This window comes from Pseudoalteromonas espejiana DSM 9414 (assembly GCF_002221525.1).
GTDB lineage: Bacteria > Pseudomonadota > Gammaproteobacteria > Enterobacterales > Alteromonadaceae > Pseudoalteromonas > Pseudoalteromonas espejiana.
The window spans coordinates 652,194-678,870 of sequence record NZ_CP011029.1 but is presented as its reverse complement, the minus strand read 5'-3'; the positions used below and the strand labels follow the sequence as shown (position 1 = coordinate 678,870).

The following is a 26,677-nucleotide window of genomic DNA, read 5'->3' as shown; positions in this document are numbered from 1 at the left end:
ACGATGGCGGTACGCTTAGGTGTCTGAAAACTCTAACGCTACAGATAAAAAGTTAAAGCAAGCAATTGAAGCAAGGATGGCCGTAGAAAGTGCGCGCAAATACCAAGTAGATACCTTGTCTAATTTAACTTCGAAACTGTCTTTAAGTTGCAAAGGGCTTGATACTGAGCTGGATAACAGATTAGCTAAATTTAGAAATTCATTAAATAAAGGTGTTGGTTTTGAAATACTATCGCCTTTAATTGATGACATTTTATTAATTTTACAAAATCAAGAAGCACTTCAAATTGCGCATCAACGAGAGCTATTTTCAAGCGTACAAAATGCAGGCAAGCTTTTACAAAAAACAAAAGGCTTACCCGATGACACCCGCCGTACTTTGAGGCACTTACTCGATCACGACATAAACAATGTTCAGTCTACCCATGATTATATCCCGCTTCTCAATCAGCTGATTAATTTTTATCATCATGCGTTACATAGTAAACTTTCAAGCAGTGATAGTGAGCAATGTGCTGTTTCGCCTAAAATGGCTAATAAGCTACTTGAGCTTGCAAACGAGTTAGTGTTAGAAGATGAATCAACTGAGCAAATTAAACAAATTAAAAATGCGATTACAGAGAGCGACAATCTCGAAGAGTTGCTTCAAGCCGCTATAAATATAATTAGTGTTGTTGTTAAAAATATCAGTAAAGAGCGTCAATCTGCGCAAAGTTTTTTAGTTTCTCTAAATCAAACTCTTGAAGAACTTCACTCATCAATCGTTTCGACTAGCCAGCATTCTAAGTCTATGGGGGTCGAATTTGACTCTTTAAATAAACGCATTGAAGGAAAAATTAAACATTTAAATGAGCAAACGCAAAGCGCTACGTCTATTTCGTCTTTAAAAGAACTGGTTGATAACGAATTAAAATCGCTAAGCCAAGATTTTATAGCCAAAGAGCAGCTCGAGCGAAAAGACCGTGAAATGCTCATTACCAGTTTTGATGAAATTAATGAGCGTATTGGCAGCTTAGAAGGAAAGTTAAGCAAATATAAAAAGCGCTTAAACGAGCAGCGCTTTAAAAGCCTACTTGATAGCTTAACTAAGCTGCCAAATAGAGCTGCCTTTGATGAGCGCTACAATCACGAAATGCATTTGTTTAATGTGCAGGCATCTGATGTTACTCTAGTTGTTATTGATGTAGACCACTTTAAGTCAATTAACGATAGGTTTGGCCACACAGCAGGCGATATAACGTTACAAGTAATAGCCAAAGCACTGCAAAAATCGGTAAGGCAGTCTGACTTTATTGCCCGTTATGGCGGTGAAGAGTTTGTACTACTTATGCCTGGGCTTTCACTTTCTCATGCAGCCCAGCCGCTTGATAAACTTAGAAAAGTAATTAAAAATATTCCTTTTAAATTTAGAGAAAAAGAGATAGAAATTACAATTTCGTTAGGCGCTACGCAATTTAAACAAGGCGATACCCCGCTCAAAGCATTTGATAGAGCTGATGACGCCCTCTACGAAGCTAAAAATACAGGTCGGGATCGTCTTTGCATTAGTAAATAATGTCATAATTCTCAATTACTTTGAGTGCTATTATTAATGACATGTCGTTTTTTACATTTAAAGCAGCAAGGAGAATGCCGATGTTAATACAGTTAAACCCAACAGGGGTTTTAGATTTACTGTCGCAATTAGAAGTTGATTTATTAGAGCAATCTTCAGCCAGTGAACGCTACAGACTTTTTAGAAACTGTGCGCTGGCCGTACTTAATGTAGGTAGCCATACCGACGAAAGTAACGAAATATACAATAAATACCAAGACTTTGATATTCGCCTAGTAAGCCGCGAACGCGGCATTAAAATTGAACTTGAAAACCCACCCGAAACAGCCTTTGTTGATGGCGAAATAATTACCGGTATTCACGAGCATATTTTTTCTGTTATTCGCGATATTTTATTTATCTGCCAAAAATACGAAAAAGATTTAAAAGAGCAAAAAGCCATTACTCACATGGTGTTTGATATGCTTAGAAATGCAGGAGCCTTACGAGTCAACAGCGAGCCCAATATGATTGTTTGCTGGGGCGGGCATTCAATAAATGAAACCGAATATAAATACACAAAACAAGTAGGCTACGAACTAGGCTTGCGCGGTTTAAACATTTGTACAGGTTGTGGACCCGGTGCAATGAAGGGCCCTATGAAAGGCGCTACAATTGGCCATGCAAAGCAAAGAATTAGTGAAAACCGCTATTTGGGCTTAACAGAGCCAAGCATTATTGCAGCAGAGCCACCTAATCCAATAGTAAACGAACTTGTAATTTTACCCGACATTGAAAAGCGCCTTGAAGCCTTTATCAGAACGGCCCATGCAATTATTATTTTTCCTGGTGGCGCGGGTACTGCAGAAGAGCTGCTTTATTTATTAGGTATTTTGCTGCATCCAGATAACAAAAAACAGTGTTTGCCTGTTATTTTAACCGGCCCTAAAGAAAGCGAAGCCTATTTTAGCGAGCTGTGTAAGTTTGTTGAACTAACACTAGGTAAAGAAGCGCTTGATAAATTTGAGGTGATCATTGATGATCCCGCCCTCGTTGGACAAAAATTAAAGTCTGGTATGGCTAACGTTCGTAATTATCGTAAAAGCCAAGGCGATGCGTATTACTTTAATTGGACACTTAAAATTGACAACGACTTTCAGCAGCCGTTTGCCCCAACCCACGAAAACATGGCGAGTCTAGATTTACACCTTGAACAACCTAAGCAGCAATTAGCGGCTAATTTGCGCAGGGCGTTTTCGGGCATTGTGGCTGGTAATGTAAAAGATGAAGGTTTACGCGCTATAAAAGCACATGGCCCGTATATTTTAAGTGGCGAACCCGACTTAATGAAAGATATGGATAAACTTCTACAAGCTTTTGTTGATCAGGGCCGTATGAAATTGCCAGGTAGTAAGTATATTCCTTGTTATAAAATAAAAGCATGAGTTAGATTATTTGAAACCCCATTTACTTTTAATTGATGCGCTTAATTTAATTAGGCGCATTTACGCTGTAGACGCAAACCAAACCCACCATAGTGATGAGCAAATGCTAAAAGCAAGCTGCGCTCGTGTAGCGCATGCCTGTAAAAAACTATTGCAATCGAGCAATGCAACTCATGCAATTGCTGTTTTTGATGGTGATAAAAGCTGGCGTTACCATTTTTATAAAGATTACAAACATTCAAGAGCCCCCATGCCACAAACGCTAAAAAATGCGTTAGTGGATTTTAAACACGCTATTGAACAAACAGGTATTGTGGTATTTGAGCCTATAAATGACGAAGCAGACGATATTATTGCAACCCTTGCAGATAAAGCCGCCACTAATCAAATAAATAGCACGATTGTATCTACCGATAAAGGCTTTTTACCTTTTTTAAATACCCATATTTGCGTTTACGATTACTTTAAAAAGTCATACCTAGATCAACACAGCATTAAAGAACGTTTTGGTGTGGAGCAAGCTAAGCTAGTTGACTTTTGGGCGCTCGCTGGTGATAAAACTAACGATGTACCCGGGGTTAAAGGTATTGGTACTAAGTCTGCTCAGCAAATTGTAAATAATTACAAAACAATAGATGACGCAATAGGTGATGATAGCTTAGCAATCGGTATTCAAAAAAAGTTAGTTGAACAAAAAAATATGTATGTAATTTCTAAGCAATTAGTAACTTTACGCACAGATATACAACTAGGCTTTAGTTTAAAGCAATTAAGGTTGAATTAGTCGCATGTTAATAGCACTGATGTGGCGCTGGGCATATACTCACTTTATTGTTTTAGGCTTGGGTTAATAATGATTAAAAAATTTATAAGATACTTAATATTAGGGTTAGGGCTATATGCGCTTATTGCCACCTTAGTGATCACATTTTATAAAGACGACCCACAAGCGATGATTTGGCAAGACCGTGAAGCCTTTAACGAGCGCTACATAAAAAAGCTCTCTATTGATGAATCGGTAACGCTTAATACTGTATTAGACTATTTAGGTAGCCCCGACTTAACCTATGCAAAGCGTAATAAAGACCAAGTATGGCAAATTATTTTTTACCGCACACAGCATAAAACATCAGATGGAATAACAACCATGGATGAGTGCACTGGTTTGCTATTTAAAAACGGTGAACTGTTTTTATGGGGACCAAGCGCGTATTCAACTTTTCAAGAAAACACTAGGTGATGGCAAATGGATGAGCCAATTTCGAAACAGCTATTACGGTTAATGCACAACACCAACCAAATACTTAAAGTTTATAATGATAAAGAGCAATGGCAGCACCTCTACCCGCTTGTAGTACACACTGCTCAGCAGTATAGAGAGCTTTATAAGCAACATCCGTACGCAATGCAAGCACGCATGAGTTTGTATATGAGCCAATACAACTTTGCCACAAATCTTGTTATTAATCAGTGCGTGCTAAGTGCAGCTATTTGCTCCAGCCAACACTATGACGAAGAATTAACCGAGTTGTATATAAGCATTGCGTTATTAGAGCACTGCTGCGTAGTTACACAGCTTAATAAAATTTCCCAGCAAACAATGCTCACGGTTGGTGATAAAAAAGCCTGGCGTTTTCGCCATCAACTGGCTGCAAAGGTGTTACTCACTGCCAAACCACCAGCGCAAACTATGGTTCATATATTAGCAAAACTAAATAAATACAAGCATGCATTGCTAAGTACCAGCGATATCATGCTTTATGATAATGCTATTACCTTGTGCGCACTGTGTAATATTGTTGCGATGAACATTACCTATACTGTAAAGAAAAACCCCCTGAGCTTTTACAAAGCGCTGGGCGAATTATACGTAAAAACAGCTAATCCTTTCGCGCAAAAACTTATTAAAGATTTAATAGCTAATATTGGCCCGCATTTACCGGGTAGCCGAATTATTTACTCAGATCAAGCTATGGTGTATCTAGGTAGTGATAAAGCAAATAAGCATATACTGATTAATGCTACTAATGAGCAAAAGTTGGCTTGGTACAAAGTAAAAACAACCTTGAAAGATCAACCCCTACAATGGCAATGTAGTGATAAACGCATTTTATTTTTAGCATGGAATACTGAGCACATTCCAAGCCCTAGCCACACTGCTGCCGTTCAAAGTAATGAACATGATTTAATAGATTTAGTGAGTCATATTAAAGTTGCCCATGAGTATAGCTTTAAAGGGCTAGACAAATTACTAACGCCTTTTAACGAAGTAAAAGCTAAGTTATGCCAAGCAGTTAAACCCTATAACAAAGAACACCAAGCAGCTAAAGACCTTCGTCATAGCTTATCTATGGTTGGTTACGATAATGCACCTGCTATTATTCAACGTGTCATCTTTGAGCAATTGGTTGACTCTTCTGCCCATCCACATAAACACTTAGTGCGTAATAAGCTCCATTGCTTTATTGATATATTAGCGTTACTGGTAAGTAAAAACCCTAATCATCAATTTGAGCATTTAGCACTGCCTATTTATGGTTATGTACATTACCTACTAACTCATTGCAGTGCACAAGTTTCACCAAAGGTATGTATTAGTCGCACGCCAAATAAAACCTACAGTGCAACGTTAGCTACTTTTTTTGGTGTAGAAGTGATTAATAACGATCACTTAAATTCAACACTCACCCATTTACTTCTAGACAACCCATGGACAGTGCCACTACTTGAAGCTGAACAACAACCAAAAAAGCAGCTGAACGAAAAAAACAAGTTATGGATTAGTTTAAAGGTAGTAGCACAAACTATTTTTAAGCCATCTTTGCAGTTAACTCCGTGGCAGCAACAAACATTAAACGAGCAATTAAAAGTGCAAGGCTTTGATTCTAACAACGACTTTTTTGAGCAACTGCAAGGGTTATCGCTTTATAACAGCATTTAAGTTACTTATGGCGACTATAAACACAGGTTATACCCTGTATTTATACTATAAACTGGCAAAATGAGTAATAAGTTGGTATAAATGCGCCCTCAAAATATATCCACATACGTAACATAAATGACCTAACAAGCAGTTACTATAAATAGTAATAATTTATGTTCGTTTTTTATTCTTTTAAAGGAAAAGTCAATGGCCAAACAAACCATCACAGTGATCAAAGGCGACGGCATCGGTCCGAGCATTATCGACTCAGCACTTGAAATATTAAAAGCCGCAGGTTGCGATTTTGATTATGAATTTGTTGATGCAGGCCTTGCTGCACTAGAAAAAACTGGCGAGCTACTTCCTCAAGAAACAATTGATACAATCGCTAAAAACAAAATCACCCTAAAAGGCCCATTAACTACGCCAGTAGGTGAAGGTTTTACATCTATTAACGTAACACTACGTAAGCAGTTTGGTTTATATGCAAACGTACGCCCTGTTAAATCATTTGTTGGTACTAAAGCACGTTACGACGATATCGATATCATTACTATTCGTGAAAACACACAAGGTATGTACTCAGGTGCAGGCCAAGTAGTTAGCGAAGATGGTAACGAAGCTGAAGCTAAATCAGTAATTACACGTGAAGGCGCAGAAAAAATCGTAACATTTGCATACGAACTCGCTGTACGTGAAGGCCGTAAAAAAGTAACCGCTGTACATAAAGCAAACATCTTAAAATCTACATCTGGCTTATTTTTAAAAGTAGCACGTGAAGTAGCTGAGCGTTATCCACAAATCGAATCAACTGAAATGATTGTTGATGCAACGTGTATGAAACTTGTAATGACGCCAGAAGAATTTGATGTTGTAGTGACAACTAACTTATTTGGCGACATTTTATCTGACCTTTGTGCTGGTTTAGTAGGTGGTTTAGGTATGGCACCAGGTGCAAACATTGGTGAAGATGCTGCTATTTTTGAAGCTGTACACGGCAGTGCACCAGATATTGCAGGTAAAAACCTAGCTAACCCAACATCTGTAATTTTAGCGTCTATTCAAATGCTTGAGCATTTAAACATGGGCGACACTGCTGAGCGTATTCGTAGTGCTGTTGCAGATGTAATTAAATCTGGCGACCGTACAACGCGCGATTTAGGCGGCAGCCACGGTACAACTGATTTCACTCAATCAGTAATTGACCGTTTATAATTAAAATAAGTTAACCTTGTTTTAAGCCTAAAAAGCCAGCTATTTGCTGGCTTTTTACTTTTAAAAAATTAGTAAGCTACTTCTAAATAATCGTGCAAACTGGTTTTAGGGTACTAAATTTAAGAGCTCTAGATTTTAAAGCACTAGCATCTTGTTTTTTACCCAAACAAAATTAGCTATTTAATCGCCTGCCAATACTGCCTATTAATAGTAAAGCCATTAAATACCCTATTGCGCCTCCCCCCGATGAAGATTCACTTTTCGCATTTTGCACTGTGACTGTAAGCTCATTAGTTAACACTTCATTTGACACGCTATCTGTAACTACAAGTTTGACTGAATAAGTACCTGGATTTTGATAAGTATGGCTTGGGTTTTGCGAAGTCACTGCCTGAGTGCTATCACCAAAGTCCCAACTATAATTATAATTAGCAGAGCCACCTAAAGCAGTGCTTGAAAAATGAGCTGTTAAGGCGTTAGTTAACACGCTACTATTAAGTTGCAGCGCTACCTCAACACTTAAAACTTGGCTATTTGTACGTGAAGTACCTTGCGCATCGGTTACAACTAGCGCCAATGTGTAATTGCCTGAATAACTAAATTGGTAGTCAAAGCTTTGTGTTTGTACAGGCGAGTTGTTATCTATAGTCCAGCTATAGCTATACGGTGCGCCGCCGCCCGAAACCTCGGCTTGTGCACTTAGCTGCCCATCAGTTAGCTGATAACTCACGCTTTCTATTTCAAGCGCTTTTACTAAGGTAATTTGCTTTGTTTGTTTTGTAGTGCCATTGTCACCCTGGGCTTCAAATGTGACCGTGTAACTGCCAAAATCCTCATAGGTATGGTTACTTGATAAATCAGAGCTTGTTTGTCCGTCACCAAAGTCCCACAAAAAAGTATCGGTGGGCGTTAGCTCTACGCCCGTAACATCAAAGCTCACCGATAAATTATCAATATCGGCTGTAATTTGCTGCTGTGCGTTATAGTTAAGCATAAGCTCAGCGTTTTCACTGTCAGCTTGTTGGCTAATTATTTCGAAACTGAAACCCTGCTTAACAAGGTCAACTCCCGACTCAGCTTGCGGTGAAAAACCATAATCAACACTGTCGTCAAATGTGTTAATTGCCGCTAAATTTTGATCGCCTAAACCTGCACTTTGCTGATATAAACTAAATGTCGCATCGCGCATTTGTATGGGCGTATCAGCAAGTGTAGTACTACTTGAGCCACGATAAATGGGGTTTTGATCTGCATCAACCACCAAATTAAAACCGCCTCCTGGATGCTCTGTAGTGTTGTTATCATCAAACGCAGTGTTGCTATACCATAGTAATACGCCAGGTGAGTACTGCTCATTTTGAAGTCCTGAATCCATTCCCTTGTGAGCACGTAGCTGTAAGTAATAGTACGATGGCTTAGCGTAAATATACGCACCTACTCTGCTAAACCCATTTAAAGCAAGGGTAGAACTTGGTTGTTCTGCGTTATTTTGCCAAATTACCGATGAGCCATTTGTCACTTTGATATCATCAGCCACAAAACCATAGTAATTAGTGTTGGTGTCTGTAATGTATTCAATGCTTAGGCTTATGGTTTGCCCTGCATAGTCACTTAAATCAAATTGATGGTTTAAGTAGCCATTGGGCTGCTGTGCATCCGCATTTAAAAAAGAATCTCCGGTTAAATACGGGCCAATATCGCCATAATAAGGATTTACAGCTTGGGTATAATTACCCGCAATTGGCGTTTGATTTACCTTTACCTGCACTATATCATAATCGCGCTCAATGCTATAAAAAGCTAAAAAGTTGAGCGTTAGCGCAAGTGAAGTTTCGGGCAAAGTAATTGTTTGATTAAGCGAATTAGTCAGGTTATTCCCTGTACCAGAAAAAAACTGAAAATCCCCTTCTACAGGGGTTTTAAAAGCTTCTAACCGGTTAGGCAAGGTTACTTTAATTTGACTTTGTTCCTGCAAGCTACTGCTTGAATATACTAGGCTTTGTAATGAATTATCGTTTACCTCTTCCATCGCTAAATTGAGCTGATTAACCCAATTACCGTTATATCTTTGCTGTAAGTACGCTAACGCTTGAGCACTAAACATCACAGGTTGTGAACCACGCAGCGCGCCTGCCCAGCTACCCGTTGACATAATAGACCACGAGGCAACAGGCTCTCCTACAGTATTAGATTGTAAATCGTATTCATCAGGTAACCCTAAGTCGTGGCCAAATTCATGGGCGACAACACCAATACTTGCATCAATAGGATTAATTGTGTAACCCGATAACTTAATGTTGCTCCCAGCTATAGTAACGGGGTCACTGTTTTCATCAAATACATAGTAGCGGTGCGACCAAATTGCATCTGTGCCTAAGTAACCGCCACCGGCCTCTTCACCAACACTAGAATGAAACACCATAACATGGTCAATAATACCGTTTGGTTCGTTAATAATGCCATCATTGTCTATATCATCGAGATCAGTTAAATCGTACTGTGTTAAATCAATATCAAACTGGCTTACTGCTTTTTCTACAGCCTCTTGAATTAGCGCTGGGGCATTTATATCTCGGGTATTCCCTACGCGCTCGCCATACTCTTTGGCGTTAAAATCGGCAGTTACCCAGCCATATACTTGCCCATTAAAAATAAAGCTTTGCCCAGATGCTCCGTAGTAATATTGATAAACGCTAGTCAATGTTTCGTTATTTGGACCTAAAAAGCCTTCGCTATTAAATAGCATGTTTTGATAGTGCTCAGGCGTATAGCTTTCATAAAACATATCTGTGTCTTGTGCACTTAACTGGTTGTTATTGTGCTTTAAGTCAGGAAAATCAATTAAAATAGCAAGCACTTTAGCGTTAGTGACTGTATCGTTTGGGCTAATCGTTGATGAATACGCTACTGAATTTTTAGTATTAGGCGCCTTTGTTAAACGCGCTTTCATAGCTGATACACGCTTGAGCGAACGAGCACTGTTGTAAGACGTATTTTGCAGGTAACTCTCTACACTATTTGTATTAGATGCACTTGTTGTATGCATATTTGTTATTTGTGAATTTTCAGCGCGTTTATTAAGCCAATACGCAATGCGCTCTTTATTGATAACACCAGGGTCATGCGGGCTTTCACTTGCTGCATTGACACTTAAACTGCTTAGCAACAAACTTAACCATGTTATTTTTTTCACTGTAATTTCCCCAAACAGATTATAGCCTTATGATACCTAAAATATACTTAAAGCATAGTGCATATAGGTGTATTTACCGATTATAGTTACCCATTAAAATAAGCATAATTTCTTCATATTTTTCATATAACTCAAAATAAGCTGCAAGCTTTTTAACTAAAAACAAATTAATTTGAAATTTTAATCCAAAACACCCTATTCACGGTTGACATAAGCGCGTAAAACCCTTAAAAATAACCCCATAAAGAATTTTTAATCTAAAGCAGCATTTTGCTTTTTATAAAGTGACAATTATGAAAAAACAACTTCACCTTTTAATCGTGCTCGTACTGGTCTTAGTGATAAGCCCAGCGGGGATGTATTAAAAAGTGAAATTGCTTTTTAAAAACCCTCGCACTACGCGGGGGTTTTTTTATGCATAAACAGCGCACAGAGGAATGAGGATGAGCAAACAAGAGTATAATGGTTCTGAACTAGTTGTTCAGGCATTAAAAGAGTTAAAGGTTAAGTATATTTTTGGCTACCCTGGTGGATCGGTCTTAGATTTATACGATGCGCTTTTTCAACAAGAAGACATTGAACATATTTTAGTACGCCACGAACAAGCCGCTACTCATATGGCTGACGGTTACGCCCGTGCCACTGGCGAAGTTGGTGTTGTACTTGCTACCTCAGGACCTGGTGCCACAAACTGTATAACAGGTATTGCCACCGCGTATATGGATTCAATTCCTATGGTGGTTTTATCAGGGCAAGTACCAACAAGCTTAATTGGTGACGATGCATTCCAAGAAACCGACATTGTTGGTTGTTCACGCCCTGTTGTAAAACACAGCTTTAACTGTAGAAGCGCAAAAGAAATCCCTGCGATATTAGCTAAAGCATTTTACATAGCCAGCACAGGCCGCCCTGGTCCAGTAGTGGTTGAATTGCCAAAAGATATGCTTAACCCTGCGGTAAAATTTGAATACGACTTCCCGCAAACTACCGAACTTAGAACATACAGCCCCAATACTAAAGGCCACTCTAAGCAAATCCGAAAAGCAGTAACGGCTATTTTAGAAGCGAAAAAACTGGTTGTTTATTCTGGCGGTGGCATCATTTTATCTAATACCTCAGAGCAACTAACACGCTTGGTTGAGTCATTAAATGCCCCTATTACAAATACGCTAATGGGCTTAGGCGGTATTTCAGGCATTCATCCAAATTACGTGGGTATGTTAGGTATGCATGGCACGTTAGAAGCAAATAAAGCCATGGCAAACGCCGATGTAATTTTAGCCCTAGGTGCACGTTTTGATGATCGTGTAACCAATAACGTTAAAAAGTTTTGCCCTAACGCAACGATTGTTCATGTTGATGTAGACCCAACCTCTATCTCTAAAACAATTAAAGCGCACATACCTGTTGTAGGTTGCTTAGCAACCGTTATGGAGCAACTACAGGCAGGCATAGATAAAAGCAGTATTCAAATTGATAGAAGCGCACAAGAAGATTGGTGGCGCCAAATTATAAGCTGGCGTGAACAAAAGTGCTTAAGCTACAACACAGATGGCGATAAAATTAAGCCTCAAGCAGTTATAGAAGCAGTTTACAAAGCAACAAATGGCGATGCATACGTAAGCTCTGATGTGGGTCAACACCAAATGTTTGCCGCGCAGTATTACCCATTTAAAAACCCGCGCCAGTGGATTAACTCTGGTGGCTTAGGCACCATGGGCTTTGGTTTACCAGCAGCGATGGGTGTAAAACTAGCGTTCCCAGATAAAGAATCTGTATGTGTTACAGGTGATGGCTCTATTCAAATGAACATTCAAGAGCTATCAACGTGTTTGCAATATAACTTAGCGGTAAAAGTGGTATCACTAAATAATCGCTCATTGGGCATGGTACGCCAATGGCAAGATATGATTTATGGTGGTCGCCATTCATCATCTTACATGGACTCACTACCTGATTTTGTAAAACTAGTTGAAAGCTATGGCCATGTAGGTATTAAAGTCGACACGCTCGATGAGCTACAACCTGCCATTGATAAAGCAATGAGCATTAACGACCGTTTAGTATTTTTAGATATAAACGTTGATGAAAAAGAACATGTATATCCAATGCAAATTAAACTAGGTGGCATTGATGAGATGTGGTTACGTAAAGGAGTAAAAGCATAATGCGTCGTATATTATCTATATTATTAGAAAATGAACCTGGTGCTTTGTCGCGCATTGTAGGGCTTTTTTCACAACGTGCGTACAACATAGATAGCTTAACTGTAGGCACAACCGATGATGAGTCATTATCACGTATTACCATAACAACAATGGGCAATGACAGAATTGTTGAACAAATCACTAAACAAGTTAATAAGTTAGTTGATGTACTAAAAATTATTGATTTAACAGAGATGAGTCACATAGAACGTGAACTATTACTAGTAAAAGTATTTGCCCAAGACGAAACCACCCGCGCTGCTGTTACACGCGTTGTAGATGTGTTCCAAGGTGCTATTTTAGATATGGGACGCCAAAGCTACAGCTTACAACTGGTAAGTAGTACAGATAAAATAGAATCGTTTTTAGACACCTTGCGTCATGAAACAGATATTATTGAAGTGGTACGCTCAGGCGCTGTAGGTATTGGCCGTGGTGATAAGGCCTTAAAAGCATAAAGCCTGCTTAACTAAATTTATAAATTAAAAGCCACTATTCGTGGCTTTTTTTGAAGGCAAAAAAAAAGAGCTAAATAGCTCTTTTTTAAAAAATTCTGTAAAGCGCCAATTAAGGGTTTACTTGGTCTTTAAGACCTTTACCTGCTTTAAAGCTTGGGATAGTTGCCGCTGCGATTTGGATCTCAGCACCCGTTTGAGGGTTACGGCCAGTACGTGCTGCACGTTCTTTAACTGAGAAAGTACCAAAACCTACTAATGCAACTGAATTACCTTCTTTTAAAGAAGTAGTTACAGCGCCAGTAAACGCGTCAAGTGCACGTGTAGCAGCAGCTTTAGAGATTTCTGCATCAGTAGCGATTTTTTCAACTAATTGAGCTTTATTCATTGTTAGATTCCTATTCGTTATTATTTTGCCTTCGCAAAACCTATCTTTATGCATTTTTAAGGAGTTAGCAACAGCAAATTGCGTTTTTTGCCTAAATACTTCGAAAATGCGTAAAATTTTAATAATTCTCGGTAAAATACAGCGTGTTGGGTTAACTAAAACTTAATTTAAGTGCACAAAAGGCGCACTTGAAACAACAAACTGCTCTATATTTTTTCGATCACTAAGGTCACTTCCCCAACCTCGACACCAAACTTAACAATAGACGTACGGTTTATCAAGCGCGATTGTGTAACCAGGTACATCCAATCATCAAAATTAACCTCAAGCGTACTGCCGTCATACGGCAGTGCCACATTATAATTCCAATGAAAAACACTTCCGGCGCTTTTACCTGTCGCAGTACCAAGCACATCATCGGCACGGCCAATTAAGCTGTTATCGTTATTTAAAGTGACATACCAAATACGTTTTTGTGTTTCACCATCGTCATACACAAAATCTTCTTCTATAACGCCTCGATTGCCCTCCCACGTCGCATTCATTTCAACTACGAGCTTGCGGGTTAGTTCACCTTTATAATCTTGTACAACGCCGTAGGCTTTTAATTTGCCATTAAAAAATGATTTAAAATCAAATTCTGGGTTACTGTCATTATAATGCTCTACTTTAGGCGCAGAGCAACTTACTAAAAACAGTGTGCAAGCTAAAATCAACAGTTTAGTAAAAGTGTTAAAATTACGCATATCAAATCCCTAATAGTTGTTTACGAAGTTTTGGCTCCGATGTTTGGGGGCTTAGCCAAATGGCTAAAAAATCAGCGGCAAAATCTGGGTCTGATATTTCACCAAGTAGCTCCCCATCATGATAAAAGCGAGCTACCCCAGAGTCCGAAGTTTTTAAACTAAGTGACTCACCTTTTTTTATATCCGGCCACATTGCTAAAAGTTGCGAGGCATATTTAGGGGCTAAATCGGTTTTTCCTAAATGCTGCCACTGCTCCTTTGTTGCTTTTACTATGTCTTTTGCGGCAAAATCGCGTAAGTAGGTAAGCGTAAATTTTACTGGGTTACTACCACTTTCATACTGCCCAGAAGGTGTATAAAGGCTCGCGTCGTATACATCCCAAAATAAGTACTCCATGCGTGCATCACCCACCTTTTTAAAATTTGTTTTCGCAGCGCTACAGGGTGACACTAAGGAAGCAAAACTAATGCACACAAGTAATAAACATACTTTTGCTGAAGGGTTCATAAAACCTCCTACTGTTATTTACTAAACTTTAGAAATGACGCTATTTTTGAATTAATAACAAGAATTAAAGTAAACCCAGCAGCCCAAATAGCACCATAAATCAACCAAAATAACCAAAGCGGCTTATAAATAGTAAGCACACCAAACTGAGCGCCAGAGTAATAACTAATAGGCGCAAAAGCTAAACACACTAAGTAGGCTTGCCAAAACTTCAGCCCATTCAAAAATGACATTGAGGTGTTAATACATAGCAACAAAGCCGCCCATAAAACAACAAGCCATAAAGGGAATGGCCAAACTTCAAACTCAAGTAAATTTAAGTTTACTGCAATATATTCACCAAGCAACGCTATGGGTAAGCCTTTGAGCAAAATGAGTGCATCGTGCTTATGCTGCTTAGATAAAGCAAACATAAGCACAACAATGGTCAAGGTATAAGGAAGAGAGTCAGCTTCTAAAAACAGTGATAAAAACCACACTGTTTGAAAAAGCACAAAATTAATAATTAAGGGCAATTTCGTCATTTTGACTTACAAAACGAGGTTTACGTGCCATTAAATGAACTGTACTGGTAGCGCGTGTTCTAAAGGCGCCCTCGCAGTAAGCAAAATAAAATAACCACAAACGCTGAAAGCGCTCGTCAAACTTATTGCTATCTAAGGTGTGCCAATTATCTAAAAATTTTGTACGCCAATCGGCAAGCGTTCTGGCGTAGTGGGCACCAATGTCGTTAACGGTATGAATAACCATGTTAGTGTTATTTTTAATTTGCTCGCTCATTTCATTAAGTGAGGGTAAGCAGCCACCAGGGAAAATATACTGTTGAATAAAGTCTGAATTTTTTAAGTAATGTTGATAGCGTTGATCGCCAATGGTTATTGCCTGAATCAACATTGAGCCATCTTCTTTTAATAAGCTATTACATTGCTTAAAAAAGCTAGGCAAATACTCATGCCCTACCGCCTCTATCATTTCGATAGATACAAGCTTGTCGTATTGCCCTTTAAGCAACCGATAATCAAGCTTTAAGAGCGTAATGTTTTGCTCAAGCCCAAGCTCTTTAATTTTGTTTTCGACATACGCGTACTGTTCATCAGAAATGGTTGTTGTTGTAACATGACAGTTGTAATGAGTAGCCGCATAAATTGCAAATGCGCCCCAGCCTGTGCCAATCTCTACAATTGTATCACCTTCATTAATTTCAACTTGTTCACAAATTTTCTTAAGTTTATTTTGCTGTGCTTGCTCAAGGCTAGCATTTTGCGAAGGGTATACCGCACACGAATACAGCATCTCTTTACTTAAAAATGACTCATATAAATCATTACCAAGGTCGTAATGAGCAACAATATTTTTTTTAGAGCCTAACTCTGAATTGCTATTTTTAATATGATTAAATCGATGGGCTAAACCACTAAAGAAGGAGAACTTTTTCTCAAATGCGTCGAGTTGGTCTTGATTAATTGCAAAGATTTCGATTAATTTAGTGAGGTTGTCGCACGACCAATGACCGAGTATATAAGACTCCCCGGCACCAACGCTGCCAGAAAGCGCGAACGCTTTATACATGGCGGTATCGTTAACAGTAATAGTGGTTTTTAAGTCAGCATGTTGGTTACCAAAAACCGTAGAGTTGTTGTTCTCTACAAGTACAATTTGGCCCGTTTCAATGCTTGAAAAGGCTTTTGTGACTAGCTTTTTATATAAATTAGTAAACCAACCAGTTTGCTCTTGGCAGCTTATACTCGACACTTTTTCCATTTTAAACCCTTTATAATTATATAACTACCGGCGTGTACCTATCAGTTAATATACTAGGGCTTCCCTGAATGACCTAAAAAAGGAACCCTTTTTATAAATAACTTTAGTGCCTGAACATAAATACCTTTGAAAATAGACCAAGTCATAGCAGGGAACTGCTTTAGCAGCACGCTTATCTGTTGTTTTGTTAGCTGACTTCGCTTTAATCGTAATGATGCGTCAAACAATAACTCGTCACCACGTTTATTTTCTATATGAATTAATGTGTTATCAGCAGTGTGTTTTACATGCCAATGGTAGTCCATATCCAAATTCATAAAGGGTGATACGGAAAACACCTTCTTAAAGTTCACTTTTTTTTGTAAAGGTACTAAATAATAGTGACGTTCATTCCACGGTGTATTACTCACTTCAGCCACCATGTACTCAAAATTGTCTTCACTATTGCCATAAAAGTAAAAATTAACCGGGCTAAAATAAATACCTAAACACCTCAATTGCCCCAACATATAAATATGGGAAAATTTTTTATTAACCCCTAATTTTTCAATTTGGCACTGCGCACGCTCAATAATATTTAAAGGCTCCGAACCTTGCGTTATTTCTAGGTAATCTGCCTGGTTAAAGCGAAGAGCTTTAAACCCAAAAGTACCTAGCATAGGGTGGATATTATTAAGTAATAGTGGGTTTTTAAGGTCAACCCACATCATGTAAAGTGGGTACTTAAACTGATGGCTTTTTACAGCAAAACGGCGATGCCTAACATCGCCTAAGTAAACGGCGCTATTCAAATTCAACACCTAATTGCCTAGCTACATCTACACCGCTTCGCACACCATCTTCATGAAAACCGTTGTACCAATACGCACCGCAAAAAAAGCTATTATTTTGGCCATCTACTGTGTGTTTAAGATTTTGCGCTGCAATAGATGACTCATTAAATACAGGGTGGTGATAGGTAAACTCGCGTAAAATTTTAGCTTCATCAATTCCCTCAAGGTGATTAAGGGTCACACAATATTGAGTATCAGAATCAATACCTTGTAAAATATTCATTGAATAAGTTACCACTGCCGCTTTGTCGGTATTATTATTTAGTAAATAATTCCAACTTGCCCAAGCAGCCTTTCTATCGGGCAACAGGCTTGTGTCTGAGTGCAGCACTACCGAATTTTCTGTATACGGAATGGCACCTAGTACTGATTGTTCTTGCTCTGTGGCATCGTTAAGTAATGCAAGAGCTTGGTCGGAATGACATGCAAACACAACTTTGTCGAAGTGCTCTTGCGCGCCGTTTTCAAAAGTAATAGTTACATTATCATCAGCGCGTGATACAGATTGGATATTGCTGTTTAATTTTATTTTTTCTGCAAAGCCTTTTATCAACGGCTTTATATACTGCCTAGAACCACCTGGGATCACATACCATTGGGGTCTGTTGGTTACATCAAGCAAGCCATGGTTATAAAAAAAGTTAACAAAAAACTCTACACCCACATTTTGCATTTCTTTAATACTGGTTGACCAAATGGCCGCACCCATAGGAAGTATATAATGGTATTTAAAAAAATCGTTAAACCCATTATCGTCAAGCAATTGCCCTAATGTTTGATCTTTTTTGTAGCTTTGCTCACTATGCATTGCTTTACATAGCTTATTAAACTTAACTATGTCGCTTAATAAACGCCAAAACTTTGGTCTGAATATATTTCTTTTTTGTGCAAATAAACTCGCAAATGTGTGGCCGTTATATTCAAAACCTGTAGCTTGGTTATGCACACTAAAACTCATTTGCGTTTCTTGGCGGTCAATACCAATTCTTGCTAGTAGTTTTTCAAAGTAAGGGTATGTGCGGTCATTAAATACAATAAAGCCAGTATCAATAGCACGCTTAATACCACCATCTGTTATATCTACCGTCGCTGTATGACCACCAATATAATCATTTTTTTCAAATACTGTTACGTCATAATGCTTATGTAGTAAATGAGCACAGGTTAACCCCGATACGCCAGAACCTATTATTGCTATTTTTTTCAACGGGTTAATCCTTTTGCTAAACGTAACCAAAGTGGTAACGGTAATATACGAAGTGCTTTTAAAAAAAGCGTAAAACGATACGGAAAATGAACTTCTTTACGGCGCTTATTAATACCTTTAAGCATGTAATCGGCAGCTTGCTCTGCGGTAACAGCCATGGGCATTGGAAAGTCGTTTTTATCAGTTAGTGGGGTTTTTACAAAACCTGGATGTACTAAAGTGACATCTACATCGTTTAAGTCTATTGCTAAACTTTTTGCTAAATAACTAACGCCAGCTTTTGAAGCACCATAAGCCTCTGAGCGAGGTAAAGGTAAATACGTAACACTTGAACTTACCAACACAAGCTGACCGCCAGAGCTTATTTTCGGCAATAATGCCTCAAGGCAGTAGCCCATAGCGAGTAAATTAACCGAAATAACACGCTCAAACAAAGCACTATCAAAGTTACGGGCGTCATCAACGTACTCGCAGTTTCCTGCGTTAAGAATAACTTTATCAAACGCTGGAAAACCAAGCGTTGCCTGTTTTATATCGGCCAAATCAGTAGCATCAAATTGGCATGCTTTAATATTAGTATGCTTTTCAAGCTCAGATAGCTTTTCAAGGTTTCTACCACATGCAATAACGGTATTTCCTTGCTTTGCATATTTTATTGCAAGTTGTTCACCAATGCCTGAGGTTGCGCCCGTAATTAATATATTCATAGCTACCCTGCTCGCTTATCAATGTAATTTATAACGCCACCTAATAAAGGAATATGCTTGTAAAGCATTTCGCCAACATTAAAGTAATCTCGGTGGTTTATAATTTTTCCGTCGTTAAACACAAGCTTGCTGTGGCCTTCTACAGAAATGGTTTTTCCTGAAGCAAGCTTTGGATGCGCATAATGCATAGTCCAGTACAAAAATGCTTTATCGTCACTCTCATAGGTGTCGCTAATATCAAACTGACAATGCTTTACGTTACTGTATAGGTTTGAAAAATATCGAGTAAGCTCACCCAAACCATTTATTTCGTGCATCGGATCTACAAATTTTATTTGCTCACTGTATATTTCGTCGAGTAAATGAAGGTTAGTTTTGTCGAGCTGCTGGTAAATTTCTACAAATTTTGCAACCGGTAATACTGTTTCCATATCACACCTTAAATGCAGCTAACGCACGTTCTCGCGCTGCTTTATGATCCACTATTGCAGGCCAGTAACACTGCTTATCAGCACCTATTGATGCTAAATATGCATGAGGAAAATGTATGTGTTTATCTGGTACTTTTTCGAGTTCTGGCAAATATTTACGTATAAACTTGCCGTTAGGATCAAAGCGTTCGCTTTGGGTAATAGGATTAAATACTCTAAAATAAGGTTGCGCGTCACATCCGGTACTTGCAGCCCACTGCCAGCCACCATTGTTAGAGGCTAAATCGCCATCAATTAAGTGCTGCATAAAAAAGCGTTCGCCTTCGCGCCAGTCAATTAATAAGTGCTTAGTTAAAAAGCTTGCTACAACCATTCTTAAACGGTTATGCATCCAGCCCGTTTGCACTAACTGCCTCATTGCTGCGTCAACTAACGGATAACCTGTTTTGCCTTCGCACCAAGCTTTAAATTCACTGTCACTTTTGCGCCATTTAACAGCATTATACTTTTCGTTAAAGTTTTCTCCGCGCGAAAGTTTGGTATATTCACTCAACAGGTGTCGGTAAAACTCTCGCCAAATAAGCTCGTTAACCCACGTAAATGTTTTGCTTTTTGAAGTGGTTAAAATATCTGGATAGCGGTTTTGAATATTTACTAGTAATTGCTTTGTGCTCACAATACCTAATGCCAAATAAGGGCTCAAACCCGAAGTACCTTTTATACTTGGTATATCTCGTTGGTCATCATAGCTGCTCATTTTATCGCAAATAAAGTTATCGACTATGCTGGCTAAACTATCATCATCTATTGGCCACTTTTCTGAGCTGCCGTCCCCTTCTAGTAAATCAGTGCTGGCTACATCAATTTTATTTTTTTTAGCAGTCCAAGGTAATAAACTAAAATGTGTGTCTTGGTGTTGCTTAAGCCATTGATTTTTAAAAGGCGTAAACACTTTGTACATTTCGTTACTTTGATTTTTTACACTACCAACAGGGGCAATTAAATCTCCCTCGTATAACGTAAAGGTAATATTTTTATCATCACACTTGGCTAAAATTCTCGCATCACGATTTACTTCGTTTAGCTCATACTCAGTGTTTGCAACAATATGTTCTATTTTATTTTTATCGCAAAATGACAAAAGCGCATCATCGCAATCATCAAAATAAGGAGCACTTATAACATGCAGCGTAACGCCAAAATCAGCTAAATGCTCGCGTATGTATTTAACACGTCGTTTGAGTAAATCAATTTGTATTGGGGCTGTGTTATGTTGCTGCCATTGTTTTTCGCAAACAAAAAAAATGGCCTGATTAGCGCCATTATTTAACGCTTCAATGAGCGCTTCATTAGAAAAAAGGCGCAAATCGCGCCTAAACCAAAATAGTGTATTCATTATATGCCGTAACGTAATTTTAATTCATTAGGGTAAGGATTAAAAAATACCTGCTTTTCTAGGTATTCATTAGGGTGAACCTTAAGGTGGTGTTTTAATAAAGTAAGCGGTACATATAAAGGTACTAAGCCTTCTCTGTATTCATCTATTGCATCTCTAAGCTCTTGCTTTTCAACTTTAGATAAATCTTTTTTAAAATAACCTTGTAAATGCATTAGCGTGTTACAGTTATTTCTACGCGAAGCTGGTTTTTTAAGGCCGTTCATCAGGCCTAGTATGTACTCATCAGCTAGCGCATTAATATCATCGCCTGTGTAGGTACCAAGTAAATTACCTAAATCTCGGTAAGCTTGGTAATTGTGGGCCATTAACAGGTATTTATATTGAGAATGAAACTGAGTTAACTTATGAACACTCAAAGGTTCTGCAGCTAATAATTGCCATTGCTTGTAAGCAAACACACGCATAACAAAGTTTTCGCGCAGATGCATGTCATTAAGGCGACCATTTTCTTCGCAAGGTAACAACGGGTTATGCTTCATTATTTGCTCGGCAAAAAAACCTACACCCTCAGATGTATTACCTGTTCCGGCTTCGTTATAAATTTTAATCCGTTCCATGCCACAGCTCGGGCTTTTAGCACAAAACACAAAACCACTTAAATCTTGTGCTTGCTCAGTAGCTACTTTTTTACCGTACTCGGTTAGTTGAGGGCCAACATCGCCAGAACCATCTGGTCTACACACTTTTATGGTATCACCTACCCTAACTTGGCGAATAGTCGGCCTTGGTATTGGCAAGCCTACTGCAACTTCTGGGCAAAAACGTGTGTACTCTACGTGTTTACCTAATTCATCCATACAGAAATTAGACTTTTTATGGCCCGTATCAAATCGAACTTTTTCGCCTGCTAGGCAGGCGCTTATACCTATTTTTATTGTGTCTGTTTGCATAAATTCTCTTAATAAATCAAGTTACCTATAGGATTAAGTAACTTACTGAGTCCCTTATTAAAATGTAGCGCACTACTGACTACTGTAAAGCATAAACACCCATCTTTTGTAAGAGGTGTGTGCTGATGTGTACCATCTTGCCAAATAAAGTCACCCGGGACGTAGTTTCCATCTTCATCACTAAACTCCCCGTCTAATAATAAAGTAACCTCAAAACCTGTGTGGGTGTGCTCAGGTATTTCACCGCCAGCACCAATATGTAATAAGCTTGAGCGAAGCGGACCATCGTCAATGGCTACTCGTGAACGAGCAAGTTTACCAACTTGCGTAAAACGCCCGTGCGAAATACGAGTAAGTGCACGAGGCAGCTGATAATTTTGCTCATTTACCTGTACAGTAACAGGCTCAACCTCGTAAACTTCATCAATACTTTCATCAGCAGTAATTAAGTTAAGTAAATCATCATCAAAATCTGCCAACTCGTTAGTTTCAACATAAGGTTGTGTGTTTGATTTTTCGTCAAAAGCAAGCTCAGCGTTTTGCGCTTCAAGCTTTGCCACTTTTGCTTGGCAAACCGGGCACATATCTACATGAATAGATACCGCAACACTTAAAGATGCAGGTAACTGCGCTGAACAATATTGAGCTAGTAAAGATTCACTAGGGTGATATTTAATCATGCTGATCTCCCATTTCATTACGTAATTTTTGCAAGGCTAAACGTAGTCGTGACTTTACCGTGCCTACAGGAATATTAAGTTGTTGAGCTAGTTGCTCTTGTGACATATCTTGAAAATAAACGCCTCTAACAACTTCACGTTGCGCGCTCGGTAATTTATCGAGGTAGCGCTTAATTTGTTTATCTTCTAAATGGTCACTAAATTCGTGCGATGTATCTTGTGTTTCGTTCAGCAATGGCCAAATGTCTTCGCTGATATTTTCTTCTTTATTACTTTTCATTTTACGAAGCATATCGAACGACGCATTACGCATTACGGTGTAAACCCACGTGGTAGCAGCACCTTTATCGCTATGGTACAAATGGGCTTTACGCCATACTGAGGTTAACGTTTCTTGCACAAGCTCCATAGCCTGGGCTTCTGAGCCAAATTGCTTAATGCCAAAACGTTTTATTTTTGGCGAAAAATATTCGAATAAGTAAGCAAACGCTCTTTTATCTCGCGAGCTTGCAACATCAAGCAAAGCTTGCATAAGCTCTGCACTTGGCGTTTCTGGCATGGCAGTATATTTACCTGTATTAGGTTCACAACGTGGTGACGGTTGTTGACTTACCATAATAATTATTCCCGTGAATGCTTTTGTAGAGAGTAATACGCTACTTAAACACACACAGATCACATTAAATTAGGCAAATTCATTGTTAATCACAGTATGGAGGAAGTTTAGTAAGTTGGCAAAGTTACTTTCAAACGCAAGTTGCTGTTTTTTATCGATTGATATGGGTAGTAACTCAAGCCAGCGGGCGGCAACCCACGCCAAATTATCAAACTTGGTTTGTGTATAAAGAGTTAAAAGTTCTTCATTGTTTATAAACACATTGTGCAGCGAATCAGCAAGCCTTTGGTTGTCAGGGCTAATGTCAGCATTGCTATCGTTGTACCAATAAGGCGTATTACACTCGCTTAGCAAGCCGTGACGAAGTGAATCTTCGTCTTGATACACATCGTTTATTTGCACGCTTTTGCAAGCGTATACGTCAATCAGCAACATATTGCTGGTATCTTGATCAAAATCAATTATGTCAACTAAGCAGCCTTGAGCGCTAATATTAAAAGGGGTGTCATGTTGGTATGTGCAAAGTACAAAACCTTGGTTGTTTTGTAGTGCGGTTTTTACCATATTTAAATACCTTGGCTCAAAAATACGCAAACGCGTATAGCCTTCAGGTAACACAAATATTGGTAATGGGAAAATCGCACGTTTCATAAAGTCTACTTCTTTAAATTACTCTGCCTTTATTTACGTGCGCATTTATTAAGTCGATCAGCTTTATTAAATCGAATTATTTACCCAGTTATCAAAAGTTAATCCAGCTTCCCATACTTTTTATAACCTGAACCATACAGTAAACACTAATCATGCTTACAACGGGCGCTAACATAAGTGCAAATAATCCTAATTCATTGCTCATCGTCTTATTCCTTGTGCTTATTTAACGTTAGCTTCAGTAGTTACTGGCTGTTTTGCACTTTTGTCGTCATCTTGCTGAGCTTGTTCAACTAACTCATCAAAAACAGCTTGGGCATCAAAGCTTAGACTTTGCGAAACTGATTGTTTAAACTCAGCGGTAGCTTGATTCACATAGCTTTTTACATTTTTGGTAATCATATCAGTTACATCTAGGTCAACTTCATTGGCGTGTACTTGCGTAGAACCTAATACTAATAAACTTGCCATAGCGATTTTAATTGAATGTTTCATAATGGTATTCCTTGTTTTGTATATTGTTTAGACGCAATAACATAATCAAGGGTTGTGCCAACAAAAAACTAAAATTTAACCAATTGTTTTTAAATAACTTTATTTACACTCACTTATAAACACAACATTCAGCGCTGGTTAATTTGGCCAATAAAATTAACGTTTTGACTAATTTTTAGGGAATATGTAAACCATAGTTTTATTCTTATATTCATTAGCATCAATACATTACTTACTTACGCCAGAAAGCTCTGCAGCTTTTCTACCTAGCCGATATGAATCAATAACGGTTAGTAGCCAAATAACAACCATTAACGGCACGTATTTATACTCAGCAAGCTTTGCGCACTCAGGTGATGGGTTTTGGGCTGCTTGTAAAATACCAGTAGCAGTCATTGGTATTTTCCCTGATAAAATTTCATTCGCGCTGCACTGTGCAATAGCCATAATGTCGCCAAGCGTCATAAACAGTAATACAGTGAATACGCCAGCAAAAATACACCCTATTAAGTACTTTTTTAACGCAAAATGGCCAGCACCTGGGTAAACAATAGCGCTCAATAATGCGGCTTTATTTTCTATTTTCATGATCAATGAACCTAAAATAATTGAAATCGTTCGACTGCGTTATAGTGTATTAATTCCTTTTAAAATCAATTAAAAAATAAAAACTTATAATTAAAAGACTACTACTAAGAGTTACTAAACATGAATTGAAACTTTGAGCGTACACATGTACACTCAAATACAATTAAATAGTGGTAGGACTTGTTATGACAATAGACGCGCCTTATTCCCGTAAAGAAGAAAAACTCAATGTAATTAGCCACGCATTAGGTATTGTTTTTGCTGTATTTGTAATGTGGGATTTGTTTAAACAAGCAAGCAGTGCCAAAGCATATATAAGCACAGCTGTTTATGGGGCAAGCTTATTTATTTTGTTTTTATCATCCACTCTTTATCACGCAAGCGTACAACCTAAACTGCGTGCCTTTTATAAAAAGTGTGATCACTGCGCAATTTACGTATTAATAGCCGGTACTTATACCCCCTTTTTATTACTATCGCTAAATGGCGCTTGGTCTTGGGGTACGCTTAGCTTTATTTGGGCAGTCGCGCTTGGTGGCGTTGCTTATAAAATACTAGTTAAAAATGGTAACAAAAAAGTATCGTTAGCTACTTACCTACTCATGGGCTGGTTTGCCCTAGCTATTGTATACCCGCTTTATTTAAATATTGATGTAAACGCACTTTATTGGTTACTCGCCGGTGGCATTTTTTACAGCTTAGGTACTTTATTTTACAGCGCTAAAAGCACCCAATTTAGCCATGCTATTTGGCATTTGTTTGTGATTGCTGGGTGTGTTTGCCATTATATTTCCATTAGTAAATATGTTTATTAGGCTAGTGAAGCCATTGGTCTGGTTTGAGCGATAGCTGGATATTGAGATTGGCCAAATATCGTCGTGGATTAATTGGTAGGCTGCTCTTTGTGCATTGATTCATGAAAATGAGCACTGCGCGCATATTGGTTCACTTAACTTTACCTAAAAATTTTAGAAAACTTAGTGATAGTAATACCTTAGGTTATTTGCTAAAACTATATCATGCAGGAAAATTAGCGTGGCGTCGACAGAAGTATGCGCGACTAGCGCACTATTAAATTATTATCAGGACTAAATTGAACTCAGGTGCATATTTTGAAACTCAGATAGGTTTTGCCTTAGTTCAGCTTTTACCTATTTTCCCAATAGTACTGATTTTATTTATGTTATTTAAATTTTCTGATATTACTCAATATATTTCAGAGATTTTAAAAATAAGTAGCCAAAAATTTCTTTTGGGATTTGGATTTTTATCTTGCGTTTTGGTATCGGATAGTATCTTTGGTTACTTTAAAGTTTCACATTTACGCCAAATCATTGATGAGAAAAAGTATCAGGTGGTAGCTGGATGCGTGAAACATTACAATTCTGAGACTTCACCAACAAACTACCGTACGGAAACGTTCGTAATTGAAAATACAAGATTCCAATTTAGTAATTACACTCAAAGTTTATATTTTACTGGAGATGATCATACCGATAACTTCATCACTAAAGGCCAGTGTATGGAAATCAGTTATGTCAGAGACGGGCAGAAAAATTACATTTTTAAAATCATCCCGTTAACGAGTCGTTAAATCATGCATTGATTGTTGCTTCATAGGTACAAAATCCGGCAGCTTTTCGTATTGAGTACGCCATGCTAGTGCCTGTTAATTAAAAGCGAGCTGAAATGTAGGGGTTGTGCAAAGTTTAACTTTAATAATTTTAAAATTATTAGAGAAATAT

27 protein-coding genes are annotated in these 26,677 nt (G+C 38.3%); 10 read left to right on the top strand and 17 right to left on the bottom strand.

Going from position 1 to position 26,677, the window contains the following annotated elements:
- Positions 1–19: 19 nt before the first annotated feature.
- From PESP_RS19910 to PESP_RS19885, 6 genes are all read left to right on the top strand, one after another.
- Entirely contained in the window at positions 20–1,555 is a 1,536-nt protein-coding gene (locus PESP_RS19910) for a GGDEF domain-containing protein (RefSeq protein ID WP_089349740.1), read from the top strand.
- 80 nt (positions 1,556–1,635) lie between these two features.
- Positions 1,636–2,979: a nucleotide 5'-monophosphate nucleosidase PpnN gene (gene ppnN / locus PESP_RS19905; RefSeq protein WP_089349739.1), complete on the top strand. Its 1,344-nt coding sequence runs from the start codon at positions 1,636–1,638 to the stop codon at positions 2,977–2,979.
- Between the two features lie 10 nt (positions 2,980–2,989).
- A complete protein-coding gene (gene xni / locus PESP_RS19900; protein ID WP_089349738.1) occupies positions 2,990–3,763 on the top strand; it encodes a flap endonuclease Xni in 774 nt (257 codons plus the stop codon).
- Positions 3,764–3,832: 69 nt separating this feature from the next.
- On the top strand, positions 3,833–4,219 hold the full coding sequence (locus PESP_RS19895; protein WP_089349737.1) for a DUF3192 domain-containing protein: 387 nt from the start codon (positions 3,833–3,835) through the stop codon (positions 4,217–4,219).
- A gap of 6 nt (positions 4,220–4,225) precedes the next feature.
- Positions 4,226–5,920 (top strand): hypothetical protein, encoded by a 1,695-nt coding sequence (locus PESP_RS19890; protein ID WP_089349736.1) that lies wholly within the window; start codon positions 4,226–4,228, stop codon positions 5,918–5,920.
- A 189-nt stretch (positions 5,921–6,109) separates the two neighbouring features.
- Positions 6,110–7,117 (top strand): isocitrate dehydrogenase, encoded by a 1,008-nt coding sequence (locus PESP_RS19885; protein WP_006793428.1) that lies wholly within the window; start codon positions 6,110–6,112, stop codon positions 7,115–7,117.
- A gap of 172 nt (positions 7,118–7,289) precedes the next feature.
- Here PESP_RS19885 and PESP_RS19880 read toward each other — a convergent pair whose 3' ends face one another.
- On the bottom strand, positions 7,290–10,310 hold the full coding sequence (locus PESP_RS19880) for an immune inhibitor A domain-containing protein (protein ID WP_089349735.1): 3,021 nt from the start codon (positions 10,308–10,310) through the stop codon (positions 7,290–7,292).
- A gap of 443 nt (positions 10,311–10,753) precedes the next feature.
- Between PESP_RS19880 and PESP_RS19875 the strand changes: the two genes are divergently transcribed.
- Complete coding sequence (locus tag PESP_RS19875) at positions 10,754–12,478, top strand: acetolactate synthase 3 large subunit (RefSeq protein WP_089349734.1); 1,725 nt, start codon at positions 10,754–10,756, stop codon at positions 12,476–12,478.
- Positions 12,478–12,975: an acetolactate synthase small subunit gene (ilvN, locus tag PESP_RS19870; RefSeq protein WP_089349733.1), complete on the top strand. Its 498-nt coding sequence runs from the start codon at positions 12,478–12,480 to the stop codon at positions 12,973–12,975. The genes PESP_RS19875 and ilvN overlap by 1 nt, the downstream gene beginning before the upstream one ends.
- Before the next feature lie 109 nt (positions 12,976–13,084).
- Here the strand turns inward: ilvN and PESP_RS19865 are convergent, their stop codons facing one another.
- From PESP_RS19865 to PESP_RS19790, 16 genes are all read right to left on the bottom strand, one after another.
- Positions 13,085–13,360: an HU family DNA-binding protein gene (locus tag PESP_RS19865; protein ID WP_089349732.1), complete on the bottom strand. Its 276-nt coding sequence runs from the start codon at positions 13,358–13,360 to the stop codon at positions 13,085–13,087.
- A gap of 206 nt (positions 13,361–13,566) precedes the next feature.
- Positions 13,567–14,106 carry a DUF3833 domain-containing protein gene (locus PESP_RS19860; RefSeq protein WP_089349731.1) on the bottom strand — a complete coding sequence of 180 codons (540 nt, stop codon included), beginning with the start codon at positions 14,104–14,106 and terminating at the stop codon, positions 13,567–13,569.
- 1 nt (position 14,107) lies between these two features.
- Positions 14,108–14,614, bottom strand: a complete 507-nt coding sequence (locus tag PESP_RS19855; protein WP_245852272.1) for a chalcone isomerase family protein — start codon at positions 14,612–14,614, stop codon at positions 14,108–14,110.
- Positions 14,615–14,628: 14 nt separating this feature from the next.
- Positions 14,629–15,138 (bottom strand): DUF2878 domain-containing protein, encoded by a 510-nt coding sequence (locus PESP_RS19850; RefSeq protein ID WP_089349729.1) that lies wholly within the window; start codon positions 15,136–15,138, stop codon positions 14,629–14,631.
- Entirely contained in the window at positions 15,113–16,375 is a 1,263-nt protein-coding gene (locus PESP_RS19845) for an SAM-dependent methyltransferase (protein WP_089349728.1), read from the bottom strand. The genes PESP_RS19850 and PESP_RS19845 overlap by 26 nt, the downstream gene beginning before the upstream one ends.
- A 53-nt stretch (positions 16,376–16,428) precedes the next feature.
- Complete coding sequence (locus tag PESP_RS19840) at positions 16,429–17,166, bottom strand: DUF1365 domain-containing protein (protein WP_089349727.1); 738 nt, start codon at positions 17,164–17,166, stop codon at positions 16,429–16,431.
- The gene (locus PESP_RS19835; RefSeq protein ID WP_089349726.1) at positions 17,159–18,415 is read right to left on the bottom strand and encodes an NAD(P)/FAD-dependent oxidoreductase; all 1,257 of its coding nucleotides are present in this window, start codon (positions 18,413–18,415) and stop codon (positions 17,159–17,161) included. Before PESP_RS19835 ends, PESP_RS19840 begins: the two co-directional genes overlap by 8 nt.
- A complete protein-coding gene (locus PESP_RS19830; RefSeq protein WP_089349725.1) occupies positions 18,412–19,122 on the bottom strand; it encodes an SDR family NAD(P)-dependent oxidoreductase in 711 nt (236 codons plus the stop codon). The genes PESP_RS19835 and PESP_RS19830 overlap by 4 nt, the downstream gene beginning before the upstream one ends.
- A 2-nt stretch (positions 19,123–19,124) precedes the next feature.
- On the bottom strand, positions 19,125–19,553 hold the full coding sequence (locus tag PESP_RS19825; protein WP_089349724.1) for a nuclear transport factor 2 family protein: 429 nt from the start codon (positions 19,551–19,553) through the stop codon (positions 19,125–19,127).
- 1 nt (position 19,554) lies between these two features.
- Positions 19,555–20,949, bottom strand: a complete 1,395-nt coding sequence (gene phrB, locus PESP_RS19820; protein WP_089349723.1) for a deoxyribodipyrimidine photo-lyase — start codon at positions 20,947–20,949, stop codon at positions 19,555–19,557.
- Complete coding sequence (locus PESP_RS19815; RefSeq protein WP_089349722.1) at positions 20,949–21,902, bottom strand: YbgA family protein; 954 nt, start codon at positions 21,900–21,902, stop codon at positions 20,949–20,951. The genes phrB and PESP_RS19815 overlap by 1 nt, the downstream gene beginning before the upstream one ends.
- Positions 21,903–21,910: 8 nt before the next feature.
- Complete coding sequence (locus PESP_RS19810) at positions 21,911–22,582, bottom strand: ChrR family anti-sigma-E factor (RefSeq protein WP_089349721.1); 672 nt, start codon at positions 22,580–22,582, stop codon at positions 21,911–21,913.
- On the bottom strand, positions 22,575–23,198 hold the full coding sequence (locus tag PESP_RS19805) for a sigma-70 family RNA polymerase sigma factor (RefSeq protein WP_089349720.1): 624 nt from the start codon (positions 23,196–23,198) through the stop codon (positions 22,575–22,577). Before PESP_RS19805 ends, PESP_RS19810 begins: the two co-directional genes overlap by 8 nt.
- Positions 23,199–23,267: 69 nt before the next feature.
- Positions 23,268–23,849 carry an LON peptidase substrate-binding domain-containing protein gene (locus PESP_RS19800; RefSeq protein WP_089349719.1) on the bottom strand — a complete coding sequence of 194 codons (582 nt, stop codon included), beginning with the start codon at positions 23,847–23,849 and terminating at the stop codon, positions 23,268–23,270.
- Positions 23,850–24,071: 222 nt separating this feature from the next.
- Complete coding sequence (locus tag PESP_RS19795; RefSeq protein ID WP_089349718.1) at positions 24,072–24,344, bottom strand: hypothetical protein; 273 nt, start codon at positions 24,342–24,344, stop codon at positions 24,072–24,074.
- Positions 24,345–24,572: 228 nt separating this feature from the next.
- Complete coding sequence (locus tag PESP_RS19790) at positions 24,573–24,932, bottom strand: hypothetical protein (RefSeq protein WP_089349717.1); 360 nt, start codon at positions 24,930–24,932, stop codon at positions 24,573–24,575.
- A gap of 185 nt (positions 24,933–25,117) precedes the next feature.
- On the opposite strand from PESP_RS19790, the gene trhA reads away from it, so the two are divergent.
- Together trhA and PESP_RS19780 are read left to right on the top strand one after the other, a co-directional pair.
- Entirely contained in the window at positions 25,118–25,747 is a 630-nt protein-coding gene (trhA, locus tag PESP_RS19785; protein WP_089349716.1) for a PAQR family membrane homeostasis protein TrhA, read from the top strand.
- 278 nt (positions 25,748–26,025) lie between these two features.
- Positions 26,026–26,526 (top strand): hypothetical protein, encoded by a 501-nt coding sequence (locus tag PESP_RS19780; protein WP_089349715.1) that lies wholly within the window; start codon positions 26,026–26,028, stop codon positions 26,524–26,526.
- Positions 26,527–26,677: the final 151 nt, after the last annotated feature.